Here is a 12,888-nt window from a genome sequence, read left to right as displayed (position 1 = left end):
TCTATTCGTCGATCTCGGAACCCTCGGAGGTGGATACGTACATTTCACCTCGATTGATCACCTCTTCCACGCCAAAGTCGGCACGTGTGCGTTCGAAGTAACTGATCAGCCGCAACAGGCTTTCCTCCGTAAACGGATTGCCCCTCAGCGTAATGTTCTCGGCCACTTCCACGGGCAACTCCAACAGGTCGCTGGATACGTTGGTGATTGCATTGCCACTCAAGTCTGCCCAGTCCAGTTCTGCCAGTTGTAGCAGGCCATCGGGTATGTCGGTGATGCCGCTGTCGTTGAGCAGAATGGTCGCCAGGTCCGGCATCTGACTCAGGTCGGGTGTCAGCCCCAAGGGGTTGAGGCCCAGATCGAGGTATTCGAGCTGTTCCATTCCCGCCAATGCGCCGACCGACTGCACTGACAGACTGACGCGGCAGTTGGGAATCGACAGCGACCTGAGTCGCCCCATCTTGAACACCGCATCGGGAATGTCACCGAGGTTGAAGTCGCGCAGCCTCAGGCTTCTCAGGTTCGGGAAGGATTCCAGAAAACGCCCGATGCGCGTCACGCCATCGACACAGTGCAGCTCCAGCGCCGAGACATGACTGAAGTCAGCGCTGAGGGTCGGCAGTTCCCCGGTGATGACCGGGCGGATGGAGAGTTCGAATGTCGGCTCAAGCGACTCATTGAAATCATCCAGGTCTGCGTCATGCCGCCAGCAGCGTTCCATTGCCTCTTTGAATTCATCGCGATTGGCGTGTTCGACAAACTGTTGCATGTCACTGAAGGGTTCACCCGTTAGCGGATGGCGCGGTGGCAGATCGGCTGTCCATGTCGTCAGATCGTTGCTCAATTGAGCCAGTTCTTCCTCCAGTTGGGTCAGCGCCTCTCGGCCCTCTTCCAGTGTGCCAGGCAGTTCGTAGACGAAATCGCTGGCCTGCTCGACTTCCATGTTCGGGTAGAGCGCCCTGGCTCGTTCGATATCCGCCTCGGGGGCATAGACGCCCAGATCGTATGAGGTTTCGAAGTATTGAAGCTTGACGAGTTGTCGAGCGCTGTCGACGAGCGGGTTGTCCGACAGGTGCACGCCGCGCTTGTCGTAGACCACGCTGTCGAACACCCCTTCGGGCAGCTCGGTGATCCGGTTATTGATCAGCATGAGCGTATCGAGTCTGGGGTGCGTGATAGCGCTGACGGGGATTTCAGTCAGCCCGGTTGCGCTCAGGTCCAGGTGCACGAGCTCGGTAAATGCGCCGACATCGGGTACCACATCAACCGGATTACGGAACAGGTCCAGCATCACCAGTTTGTTCAAAGAGGACAGTTTCGACCACGCGTCGGCATCAATCCTGATCGCGCATTCGTTCAGCACCAATGTGTCGAGGTTGATCATCCGTGGGATGGCGTCGGGCAGGGTGGTCAGGGAGAAGCGCCGCAAGTCGAGACGACGAAGGTCGCTGAAGTTTTGCAGGAAACCGTGAACACCTTGTTCCGCGTGACTGCCTTCGAGGGCGACCAGCGATACGTGACTGAAGTCCGCCGTCAGCACCGGCAGCTCACCCAGAATCGGCTCGGCAAACCGCAATACATAGCGATCACTGTGCTCTGTCGATTCGAGGTCCCGTGGCGTTTGCCGACGCCAGCTCTGCTGGATTTCCTGAGCCAGCAACCGGCGGTTGTGATGCTGGGCCTGTTGCTCCAGCTCGCTCAATGGCTGTCCGGTTTCGGGGTGGACGGTGGGGGCTTCCTTTATCCAGGTATCCAGGTCTTCATGCAGCCGTTCGAGTTCATTGCTCAGGCGTGAAAGCTCCACGCGAGCGCCATCGGGGTGGCGTTGCAGGCGGGCGACGACGGCGCGTAGTTCTTCCTGGGGCAGGCCTGGATACACCTCGCGAACCCTGTCATCCAGTGTGGGGATGGGACGACCTGTTCGCTTGTAACCCTCCGATCCGCCGGGCAGGCGCATGGTTGCCGGGTCATAGAAGGGTTTTCGGTTGGGATGCTTCACCAGTAGCGTGCGCAATGCGGGATTGTTCTGCGCATGCTCGGCAATGCGTTGTTTGAGTAGTTGACCGTCTTCGGCAGAAAGACCCAATGCCGTGCGTTCAGCGTCGGGAAGTGTCTGCAGGAGGGCCTGATAAAAGTCGCCCGGCAGAGCCATGTTTTCATGGACCTGATACGTGTGGTCCTCGGCGTACACCAATGTTCTGAGGGTCGGCGCATCGGGGTCTCCGATGCTGTCGCGCAACGTCCCCTCATGGGTGAACTCCCTGACTTCGATGCGCAGGCGGGCAGGCCAGCCGGGCAGTGACTCAAGGCTATGCAGGGCCAGGCGATGGGTGTCCACCGTTTCCATGTCCTCCAGATAAAACCCCTCATAGGCTCTGGCGACACGCACCGCGTCCATGGCTTTCAGCGCTACATCCTTGAGGCGCTGGGGCAAGCGGCCGTTGTGCATTTGCTTCAGTTCGGTGCCGCTTGCGTTGCTCACCAGTTCTTGTGCGATGTCCGTGGGCAGTCCCTGTACTTCGCCTTGCAGTAGCTGAACATGGCGATTGTCGGTTTTTTCAAGTTCACGGTAGCGAGACTGGAACAGCGATCTGCGCTGGTTCAGCGCCTGATAGCGGTCGGGATGGTCACTGCCGGTCTGCTCGACCAGTGCCTGAATGTCACGGTCGATCCTGAAGCGTTTGATCGTGTCGGTCAGCAGCGAAGGCGGGCGCTGATTCTCGACGTGGATCTCGCGCAACACGTTGTCGTGAAAACCGCTGATCTGCAGGAGTTGCTCACGCTCGGCAGTATTGAACGATTCGACGCTCTGGCCGAGGCGGCGTAGCACGGTTTCCCGGTCCCACGTCAGCGGTCGCTCCAGTGTTGTCTGCCAGGCGCCGTGGTTGTTGTGTCGCAGGGCCGGCTGATAGGCGTCGGCCCGGCGCGGGTGTTGAATCTGAAAGCGGCCAGTCTTGCTGTCCGGTTTTACCGAGTAGAGTTTGCCTTCAACGCGCGCCAGTGTTTTGCCCTCATGCTGATACAAACCGAGAGGGTCGGGGCTGGCAGCGTCCGGCAGATCAACGGACTGTTCGTAAGGGGTGAGATCCGGTTTCCAGTATCGGGTTTTACCTGCGGCTGTCTTGATGGGTTTGAGCGGGGAAATCAGCGTCACCGCCTCGCGAGACATGAGGCCATTGAACGCACCGGCCGCCATGACACCGCCCACCGCGAACGTCCCGAGTTCAACCACCGTCTCGGCGATCGTCATCAAGTGTCCGAACGCTTCGGTTTTCAGGCCTTCGGCCCAGTCGATGATGCCTTCGAACGTGTCGTCGAGCACTTGGTAGGCCATGTAGGCGAGCATCAATTCGCCCAGAAACGGAACAAAGGGCAGGGCCACGAACGACGCCACTTCAAGGATCTTTTTGGCGACATTGCTGAAGGCGTCCCACGCCGCCCATCGCGCTGCTCGGTCGGCGCTGGCGGTAGAAACCGCAAGGGTGCGTGCGTCATTGAGCAGCTTGTTCAATTGCTGCTGGTAGAGGTGAGTCCACAGATCGTTTCTGATCGGGTTCACCGAGAATTGCAGGTTGGGCTTGTCGATGGGGGTGTCGCGCCAGCTCGGCAGCGGATCGCCGCGCAGGTGTTCATGCCAGGTCACGGCGCGGAGGCGACTGTTGAGGTCGGCGAAAAAGTGGCCTCGTTCCTGATGATCGATGAACCGGCTGAAGAACGCCTGGTAAGCAGGCGAGCGCAGTTTGCGGGTCAGCTCGGTCATGAACGCCAGGGTGTCGGGGTATTGTTTGAGCGGGTGTTCCGGATCGTCGGGGATGTAGGCGATGATTCGCGAGCGTTGGGAGGTGAGTTCAAGTCGCGGCGCGAAAATGACGATGCCGGTCAGCAATGAAGACATCAGGCTCAGGTCGTGACAGTGCAGTCGCCAGTTGTCCAGCCCCACGTTTTCGCGGCCCTCGATCATGTCGAGAATCGATTGCCCTGCATCCAGCGGCAGGTCGCCACGGACCTGGGCCAGATGCAGGGCTGATAGCAGGGCGGCCTTGTGCGTCTTGATCACGCTCGACTTCAACACGGCAGCGGCGACCGGGTTGGTAAACCCCAGGTTTTCCTTGAGGTGGGCCTCGTATCGAGCGCCGATATCCAGTTCCCTGCACAACCGGGTGAAGTGCTGAATGGAGAGTTGGCGCTTGATCGCCGGCAATGTATCGAATTGCCCGGTGGACGAGGGTTCGGTGATGAACGTCGAGGCAGATTCGTAAGCCTGCGCTTCGGTTTCCGAATCCTGAAAGTTGTGCAGGGCGGCGTCGAGCAGCGAGACCGTCCAGGTGCGCGCGGCACCGGTCTTGATCGGGAACCACGGAACGGTCTGCGGGATGTACAGGCGCAGGAAGGTCGTCTTGACGTCCAGTTCCAGGCCGTACCGGGTTTTCAATGCGTCACGCAGAAGCGGTTCGGCAAAGTCCCGGGCGTTCTGCAGTTTATCCAGCATGGATTCCAGGTGGTTACGCTGGGCCAGATAGTGCGTGCTGGCCGCTTTCAATGATTGGTGCTGCTGGCGGGTTGCCTGGGCGTGCCATTCCGGGAGGTCCAGCCGCGCGCTTTTCAGTGCAGTGCGCGTAGCGGGCGATGCTGTTAATAGCCAGTCGGGCAGATTGTGGAACGCATGCTGGAAATGCGCGTCTGGCTGAGCGGTAAGCTCGGGGTCATGCTGAATCATGGCGCTAGTCCGTTAGCGTTTGGATGGAACCCAAGGAAAACAAACGATGAAGCACGGTGTGCGGTACATATTTACCGCACCGTTCGACAAGCCTGCCTATAACCTGTGCCGCCGGTTTAAACTGCGCCTTTGCGACGCTATATGTCGCATTGCCGTAAACCCGGCTGAAACCGGGGTTTGCGCTATAAGAAGTTGTCGCTTGGCGGCAAGGCCGGGCTGAAAACTGTCCTTACAATCCCCCCATCGCTCGCCAGTTTCCGGCGAGTGTTCCTCTTCAGGAGACTCCGATGTCCGTTGAGCACGCTGCGGTAGAACGCGCCGATTTCGACCAGGTAATGGTTCCCAACTATGCGCCTGCCGCCTTCATTCCTGTGCGTGGCGCCGGTTCCCGCGTTTGGGACCAGTCTGGCCGCGAGCTGATCGACTTCGCCGGCGGGATTGCCGTTAACGTATTGGGCCATGCGCACCCGGCGCTGGTCGGTGCCTTGACCGAGCAGGCGAACAAGCTGTGGCACGTGTCCAACGTGTTCACCAACGAGCCTGCCCTGCGCCTGGCGCATAAGCTGATCGACGCAACCTTTGCCGAGCGTGCGTTCTTCTGCAACTCCGGCGCCGAAGCCAACGAGGCCGCTTTCAAGCTGGCCCGTCGTGTCGGCCATGATCGGTTTGGCAGCGAGAAGTACGAAATCATCGCCGCGCTCAACAGCTTCCACGGCCGTACCCTGTTCACCGTGAACGTCGGTGGCCAGTCGAAGTATTCCGACGGTTTCGGTCCGAAAATCACCGGCATCACCCATGTGCCGTACAACGATCTGGCCGCGCTGAAAGCCGCCATTTCCGACAAGACCTGCGCTGTGGTTCTGGAGCCGATCCAGGGCGAGAGCGGTGTTATCCCGGCCGAACTCGAATACCTGCAAGGCGCCCGTGACCTGTGCACCGCGCACAACGCGCTGCTGATCTTCGACGAAGTGCAGACCGGCATGGGCCGTACTGGCCATCTGTTCGCCTACCAGCATTACGGCGTGATCCCGGACATCCTGACCAGCGCGAAGAGCCTGGGCGGCGGTTTCCCGATCGCAGCCATGCTGACCACCGAAGACCTGGCCAAACACCTGGTCGTCGGCACTCACGGCACCACCTACGGCGGTAACCCGCTGGCGTGCGCCGTCGCCGAAGCGGTGATCGACGTGATCAACACCCCTGAAGTTCTGGCCGGCGTCAACGCCAAGCACGACAAGTTCAAGGCTCGCCTGGAGCAGATCGGCGAGAAATACGGCCTGTTCACCAAGGTTCGTGGCATGGGCCTGTTGATCGGTTGCGTGCTGAGCGATGCCTGGAAAGGCAAGGCGAAGGACATCTTCAACGCCGCCGAGCGCGAAGGCCTGATGGTCCTGCAAGCCGGCCCGGACGTGGTGCGTTTTGCGCCAAGCCTGGTGGTTGAAGACGCCGATATCGATGCCGGCCTGGATCGTTTCGAGCGCGCTGCAGCAAAACTGACGCAAGCCTGATAGACCCTTCGACGCCTGATGATTTCAGGCGTCGAACCCAATTTTGATGCCGGCCCCGCTTTTCTGTAGGAGCGAAGCTTGCTCGCGAAGGTGTGTCAGTCACAGTGATGTCGACTGACACACCTTCGCGAGCAAGCTTCGCTCCTACCCAAGTCTTCAAAAGACCGGGCCGGTTTATTTTCCTCAAAGAGTTTAGAGAAAGGAGTGACACCATGCTGGTGATGCGCCCCGCGCAAATGGCTGATCTGGGCGAGGTACAGCGTCTGGCTGCGGACAGCCCGATTGGTGTCACTTCCTTGCCGGATGACGTTGAACGCCTGAGCGACAAGATCGCCGCGAGCGAAGCCTCGTTTGCTGCCGAAGTCAGCTTCAACGGTGAAGAGAGCTATTTCTTCGTCCTCGAAGACACCGCCACCGGCAAACTGGCCGGTTGCTCGGCCATCGTTGCCTCGGCCGGTTATTCCGAGCCGTTCTACAGCTTCCGCAATGAAACCTTCGTGCACGCCTCCCGCGAGCTGAAGATTCATAACAAGATTCACGTGCTCTCCCAGTGCCACGACCTGACCGGCAACAGCTTGCTGACCAGTTTCTACGTGCAGCGCGAGTTGGTGGGTTCGCCGTGGGCCGAGCTCAACTCCCGTGGCCGCTTGCTGTTCGTGGCCAGCCATCCGGAGCGCTTTGCCGATTCCGTGGTGACCGAGATCGTCGGTTACAGCGATGAAAATGGCGACTCGCCGTTCTGGGACGCCATCGGTCGCAACTTCTTCGACCTCAACTACGCCGAAGCCGAGCGTCTGTGCGGTCTGAAGAGCCGCACGTTCCTCGCCGAGCTGATGCCGCATTACCCGATCTACGTGCCGTTGCTGCCGGACTCCGCGCAAGAAGCGATGGGCCAGGTGCACCCACGGGCGCAGATCACTTTCGACATCCTGATGCGCGAAGGCTTCGAGACCGATCACTACATCGACATTTTCGACGGCGGCCCGACGTTGCATGCGCGTGTTTCGGGGATCCGTTCGATCGCCCAGAGCCGTGTCGTGCCGGTGAAAATCGGTGAGCCGGTCAAAGGCGCAGGGCGTCAGTACCTGGTGGCCAATGCGCAGTTGCAGGATTACCGCGCCGTGTTGCTCGAGCTCGATTACGCGCCGGGCAAACCCGTGACCCTGGATCTGGAAGCGGCCGAAGCCCTGGGCGTCGGTGAAGGTGCAAGCGTGCGCCTGGTGGCGGTTTAACGCCTGCTTTCAACCTGGAAAGCAGCAAGTGTTTCGCGGGTGGCGCAAGCGGCCCGTTTGAGGAGATAGCATGATCGTTCGTCCCGTACGCAGCAGCGATTTACCCGCTCTGATCGACCTGGCCCGTAGCACCGGCACCGGCCTGACCACCTTGCCGGCCAACGAAGAGCGTCTGGCCCATCGGGTCGGCTGGGCCGAGAAGACCTTTCGCGGCGAGGCCGGGCGCGGCGATGCGGACTATCTGTTCGTCCTCGAAGACGACAACGGTCGTGTGGTGGGCATTTCCGCCATTGCCGGCGCCGTCGGCCTGCGTGAGCCCTGGTACAACTTCCGGGTTGGCCTGACGGTCAGCGCTTCGCAAGAGCTGAACATCTACCGCGAAATCCCGACGCTGTTTCTGGCCAACGACCTGACCGGCAACTCGGAATTGTGCTCGTTGTTCCTGCACGCCGATTTCCGCACCGGCCTCAACGGCCGCATGTTGTCCAAGGCGCGAATGCTGTTCATCGCCGAGTTCCCGCAACTGTTCGGCAACAAGATCATTGCCGAAATGCGCGGTGTCTCCGACGAAGCAGGGCGTTCGCCGTTCTGGGAAAGCCTGGGTCGACACTTCTTCAAAATGGAATTCAGCCAGGCCGATTACCTGACCGGCGTGGGCAACAAGGCGTTCATCGCCGAACTGATGCCGAAATTCCCGCTGTACACCTGCTTCCTGTCGCCGGATGCACGTAACGTGATCGGTCAGGTTCACCCGGACACCGAGCCGGCGCTGGCCATGCTCAAGAGCGAAGGTTTCAGCTACCAGGGTTACGTCGACATTTTCGACGCCGGCCCGGCCATCGAATGCGAAACCGGCAAGATCCGCGCCGTGCGAGACAGTCAGGCGCTGGTGTTGGCCGTTGGCACGCCGGGTGACGACGCCACGCCATTCATCATTCACAACCGCAAGCGCGAAGACTGCCGGATCACTGCCGCTCCCGCACGTCTTGCCGCCGGTACGCTGGTAGTCGATCCGCTGACCGCCAAACGTCTTCAACTCAACGCCGGCGATCAAGTGCGCGCCGTTCCGTTGTCTGCTGCTCGGGAGTCGAAATAATGAATTCGCTATACATCGCAGGTGAATGGCTGGCCGGTCAGGGTGAAGCCTTCCAATCGTTGAACCCGGTGACCCAGCAAGTGCTGTGGGCCGGCGAGGGCGCTACCGCTGCTCAGGTTGAGTCTGCCGTGCAAGCCGCGCGTCAGGCGTTTCCGGGTTGGGCCCGTCGTACTTTGGAAGAACGTATTTCGGTGCTGGAAGCCTTTGCTGGCGCGCTGAAAAACAACGCTGACGAACTGGCGCGTTGCATCGGTGAAGAAACCGGTAAACCGCTGTGGGAAGCGGCGACTGAAGTGACCAGCATGGTCAACAAGATTGCGATTTCGGTGCAGAGCTACCGCGAACGCACCGGCGAGAAGAGCGGCCCGCTGGGCGACGCCACCGCCGTATTGCGCCACAAGCCACATGGCGTGGTCGCGGTGTTCGGTCCTTACAACTTCCCGGGTCACTTGCCCAACGGTCACATCGTGCCGGCGCTGCTGGCCGGTAACAGCGTGCTGTTCAAACCGAGCGAGCTGACCCCGAAAGTCGCCGAACTGACGGTCAAGTGCTGGATCGAAGCCGGCCTGCCAGCCGGCGTGTTGAACCTGCTGCAAGGCGCTCGCGAAACCGGTATCGCCCTGGCGGCGAACCCGGGTATCGACGGTCTGTTCTTCACCGGTTCGAGCCGCACCGGCAATCACCTGCACCAGCAGTTCGCCGGTCGTCCGGACAAGATCCTCGCGCTGGAGATGGGGGGTAATAACCCGTTGGTGGTCGATGAGGTCGCTGATCTGGATGCAGCGGTGTACACCATCATTCAGTCCGCTTTCATTTCTGCCGGTCAACGTTGCACCTGTGCCCGCCGCTTGCTGGTGCCGCAGGGCGCCTGGGGCGACACGCTCCTGGCGCGTCTGGTGGCGGTCAGCTCGACGATTGAAGTCGGTGCGTTCGATCAGCAGCCAGCGCCGTTCATGGGCTCGGTGATTTCCCTTGGCGCGGCAAAAGCGCTGATGGATGCGCAGGAACATCTGCTGGCCAATGGCGCCGTGGCGTTGCTGGAAATGACTCAGCCTGAGGCACAAGCCGCGTTGCTGACCCCAGGTATTCTGGACGTGACCGCCGTTGCCGATCGTCCTGACGAAGAGCTGTTCGGCCCGTTGCTGCAAGTGATCCGCTACGCTGATTTTGAAGCGGCCATCGCTGAAGCCAACGACACCGACTATGGCCTGGCGGCCGGTTTGCTGTCGGATTCCGAAGCGCGTTATCAGCAGTTCTGGCTGGAAAGCCGTGCCGGTATCGTCAACTGGAACAAACAACTGACCGGTGCTGCGAGCAGCGCACCGTTCGGCGGCGTCGGCGCCTCGGGCAACCACCGCGCCAGCGCCTATTACGCGGCAGATTACTGCGCGTACCCGGTGGCCTCGCTGGAAACGCCGAGCCTGACGTTGCCAGCGGCCCTGACGCCAGGCGTGAAGATGGCGTGATGCCCATCGCCAGCAGGCTGGCTCCCACAGGTTCGGTGGTGTTCACACATTTTGTGTACCACCCAATCACTGTGGGAGCCAGCCTGCTGGCGATGACCGCAACGCGGTCGTACTGAACAGTAACTGAAGCCTATAAAAACAGATTCTCGTGGAGCCTCGCTGATGAAATCCTATGAAGTCAATTTTGACGGTCTAGTGGGGCCGACCCATAACTACGGCGGCCTGTCCTACGGCAACGTCGCGTCCCAGAGCAACAGCCAGCAGTCTTCGAACCCGAAGGAAGCTGCGCTGCAAGGCCTGGCGAAAATGAAAGCGCTGATGGAAATGGGCTTTCAACAAGGCGTTCTGGCCCCGCAAGAGCGTCCTGATGTCGCCGCCCTGCGTCGCCTGGGCTTCAGCGGCACCGACGCGCAAGTGATCGAGCAAGCGGCGAAAGACGCGATGCCGTTGCTGGTCGCCAGTTGCTCGGCGTCGAGCATGTGGGTGGCCAACGCCGCCACGGTCAGCCCGAGTGCCGACACCGCCGACGGTCGCGTGCATTTCACCGCCGCCAACCTCAACTGCAAATACCACCGCAGCATCGAGCACCCGACCACCAGTCGTGTACTGGGTGCAATGTTCGCTGACCAGAAGCACTTCGCTCACCACGCGGCGTTGCCGGCCGTGGCGCAATTCGGTGACGAAGGCGCAGCCAACCACACGCGTTTCTGCCGTGAATACGGTGAAGCCGGCGTCGAGTTCTTTGTGTTCGGTCGCAGCGCGTTCGATAACCGCTACCCGGCACCGCAGAAATACCCGGCGCGCCAGACCCTCGAAGCCTCGCAAGCTGTCGCTCGTCTGCACGGTTTGAGCGATGACGGCGTGGTCTACGCCCAGCAGAATCCTGCGGTGATCGATCAGGGCGTGTTCCACAACGACGTGATCGCGGTGGGTAACGGCGAGGTGCTGTTCTATCACGAGGACGCGTTCCTCGACACCGAGCAGATGCTGGCCGAGCTGCAAAGCAAACTCGCCAAGGTCGGCGGCAAATTCCAGTCGGTGTGCGTACCCCGTTCGGCGGTTACCGTGGAAGACGCGGTGCGTTCCTACCTGTTCAACAGCCAGTTGCTGTCGCGTCCTGACGGCTCGATGCTGTTGATCGTGCCGGAAGAGTGCCGTGGCAACGAACGCGTCTGGCAGTACCTGCAAAGCCTGACCAGTTCTGGCGGCCTGATCCGCGAAGTCAAAGTCTTCGATCTGAAGCAAAGCATGCAGAACGGCGGTGGCCCGGCGTGCCTGCGTTTGCGCGTGGCACTGAATGAAACCGAACTGGCGGCCGTCAACCCAGGGGTTATCATGACGGCACCGTTGTACGGCACGCTGACCGAATGGGTCGAAAAGCACTACCGCGACCGCATGGCCGAAACCGACCTTGCGGACCCGCAATTGCTGCTTGAGTGCCGGACGGCACTGGATGAACTGACGCAAATCCTTAAACTGGGCGCGGTTTATCCATTCCAGATCAATTGAACGTCGAGAGCGTAAAACACATGAGCGATACCCTGCAGCTGATCCTTGAAGACACCGACGGCACGCAACTGGAAACTTCCTGCACCCGCGTCGCTGTCATTTGGCAAGGCAAAGAGCTGTGGATTCAGCACGATGGCCGCGGCCAATTGCTGATCGGCGTGGACGTCGAAGAAGGTGACGCTGAATACGCCAACCTGCTGCTGCGCCCATTGGCGACTAATCTGGTAAGTCTGCAACTGGAAATGGAGCCGGCTGAAGTCGGCGACGAAGACCACGTGCACGGCCCGGATTGCGCCCACGACCACTAAGGAAACCGCTCTATGCTCGCCCTCGGCAAACTGCTTGAACTGACCCTCGCCGGCCGCGAACCGGCGGAGAAGACTCAACTGACTGTCGAAGGCGTACGCATGCGCTGGTTGAGCGAAGGTGCGCTGGAAGTCCGGCCACCTGAAGCTCGCGACAATGGCCTGGACCTGCTGCTGTCAGCCGGGATCCATGGCAACGAAACAGCGCCGATCGAGTTGCTCGATCGCCTGTTGCATGACATCGCTCGCGGCGATTTGAAGCCGCGCGCACGTATTCTGTTCCTGTTCGGCAACCCGGAAGCGATTCGCAAGGGCGAGCGCTTTATCGAGCAGGACGTCAATCGGCTGTTCAACGGCCGTCACGAACAAACCAGCGGCTCCGAAGCCCTGCGCGCCTGTGAACTGGAGCGGCTGGCGGCCAGTTTCTTCAGCCTGCCGGATCGCGATCGTCTGCATTACGACCTGCACACGGCGATTCGTGGCTCGAAGATCGAGCAGTTTGCGTTGTATCCGTGGAAAGAGGATCGCCAGCATTCCCGTCAGGAACTGGCTCGCCTGCGCGCTGCCGGCATGGAAGCGGTGCTGCTGCAAAACAAGCCGTCCATCGTTTTCAGTTCCTACACCTACGACAAGCTGGGTGCCGAGTCTTTCACCCTGGAGTTGGGCAAGGCGCGGCCGTTCGGGCAGAACGACGGGGTCAACGTCTCCCTGCTTGAAACCCGCCTTAAACAGATCATCGAAGGCACAGAGCCGGAACTGACCGAAGAGGCGCTGAATGGGTTGCAGTTGTTCAGCGTGGCACGGGAAATCATCAAGCACAGCGATAGCTTCCGCTTGAACCTGCCGGCGGACATCGAGAACTTTTCGGAACTGGAAGTGGGTTATCTGCTGGCCGAAGACATCGCCCAGACGCGCTGGATCATCGAAGAAGAGGGCGCGCGGATTATCTTCCCGAACCCCAAGGTCAAGAACGGCCTGCGCGCCGGCATCCTGATCGTGCCGACCACCGACGAAAACCTGGCCTAACTGACGACGCTGACTCTGTAGGAGCGGTG

General features: G+C 60.5%; 8 protein-coding genes. 7 read left to right on the top strand and 1 reads right to left on the bottom strand.

Annotated features, from left to right (window positions below; genetic code table 11):
* Nucleotide 1 precedes the first annotated feature (1 nt).
* A complete protein-coding gene (locus tag KGA82_RS04765) occupies nt 2-4,717 on the bottom strand; it encodes a dermonecrotic toxin domain-containing protein (protein WP_223449738.1) in 4,716 nt (1,571 codons plus the stop codon).
* Between the two features lie 287 nt (nt 4,718-5,004).
* Between KGA82_RS04765 and KGA82_RS04760 the strand changes: the two genes are divergently transcribed.
* The 7 genes from KGA82_RS04760 to astE all read left to right on the top strand — a co-directional run bounded on the left by KGA82_RS04760 (nt 5,005) and on the right by astE (nt 12,859).
* Nucleotides 5,005-6,225 carry an aspartate aminotransferase family protein gene (locus KGA82_RS04760; RefSeq protein ID WP_223449737.1) on the top strand — a complete coding sequence of 407 codons (1,221 nt, stop codon included), beginning with the start codon at nt 5,005-5,007 and terminating at the stop codon, nt 6,223-6,225.
* A gap of 212 nt (nt 6,226-6,437) precedes the next feature.
* Nucleotides 6,438-7,457: an arginine/ornithine succinyltransferase subunit alpha gene (aruF, locus tag KGA82_RS04755; protein ID WP_008033116.1), complete on the top strand. Its 1,020-nt coding sequence runs from the start codon at nt 6,438-6,440 to the stop codon at nt 7,455-7,457.
* Nucleotides 7,458-7,527: 70 nt separating this feature from the next.
* Complete coding sequence (astA, locus tag KGA82_RS04750) at nt 7,528-8,553, top strand: arginine N-succinyltransferase (protein WP_207285408.1); 1,026 nt, start codon at nt 7,528-7,530, stop codon at nt 8,551-8,553.
* A complete protein-coding gene (gene astD, locus KGA82_RS04745; protein ID WP_192227969.1) occupies nt 8,550-10,019 on the top strand; it encodes a succinylglutamate-semialdehyde dehydrogenase in 1,470 nt (489 codons plus the stop codon). Before astA ends, astD begins: the two co-directional genes overlap by 4 nt.
* A gap of 162 nt (nt 10,020-10,181) precedes the next feature.
* Nucleotides 10,182-11,528: an N-succinylarginine dihydrolase gene (astB, locus tag KGA82_RS04740; protein ID WP_008033110.1), complete on the top strand. Its 1,347-nt coding sequence runs from the start codon at nt 10,182-10,184 to the stop codon at nt 11,526-11,528.
* A gap of 20 nt (nt 11,529-11,548) precedes the next feature.
* Complete coding sequence (locus KGA82_RS04735; protein ID WP_008033108.1) at nt 11,549-11,836, top strand: hypothetical protein; 288 nt, start codon at nt 11,549-11,551, stop codon at nt 11,834-11,836.
* Between the two features lie 12 nt (nt 11,837-11,848).
* A complete protein-coding gene (gene astE, locus KGA82_RS04730; RefSeq protein ID WP_008033106.1) occupies nt 11,849-12,859 on the top strand; it encodes a succinylglutamate desuccinylase in 1,011 nt (336 codons plus the stop codon).
* Nucleotides 12,860-12,888 lie beyond the last annotated feature (29 nt).

The organism is Pseudomonas sp. BF-RE-22 (assembly GCF_019956155.1).
Classification (GTDB): domain Bacteria; phylum Pseudomonadota; class Gammaproteobacteria; order Pseudomonadales; family Pseudomonadaceae; genus Aquipseudomonas; species Aquipseudomonas migulae.
The sequence above is the reverse complement of the archived record's forward strand: the minus strand, read 5'-3'. Positions and strand labels throughout refer to the sequence as shown.

Excerpts from the sequence above, each read along its gene's own strand:
- KGA82_RS04765 (WP_223449738.1), bottom strand. The coding sequence starts at position 4,717 with ATGATTCAGCATGACCCCGAGCTTACCGCTCAGCCAGACGCGCATTTC.
- KGA82_RS04760 (WP_223449737.1), top strand. The coding sequence starts at position 5,005 with ATGTCCGTTGAGCACGCTGCGGTAGAACGCGCCGATTTCGACCAGGTA.
- aruF (WP_008033116.1), top strand. The coding sequence starts at position 6,438 with ATGCTGGTGATGCGCCCCGCGCAAATGGCTGATCTGGGCGAGGTACAG.
- astA (WP_207285408.1), top strand. The coding sequence starts at position 7,528 with ATGATCGTTCGTCCCGTACGCAGCAGCGATTTACCCGCTCTGATCGAC.
- astB (WP_008033110.1), top strand. The coding sequence starts at position 10,182 with ATGAAATCCTATGAAGTCAATTTTGACGGTCTAGTGGGGCCGACCCAT.
- KGA82_RS04735 (WP_008033108.1), top strand. The coding sequence starts at position 11,549 with ATGAGCGATACCCTGCAGCTGATCCTTGAAGACACCGACGGCACGCAA.
- astE (WP_008033106.1), top strand. The coding sequence starts at position 11,849 with ATGCTCGCCCTCGGCAAACTGCTTGAACTGACCCTCGCCGGCCGCGAA.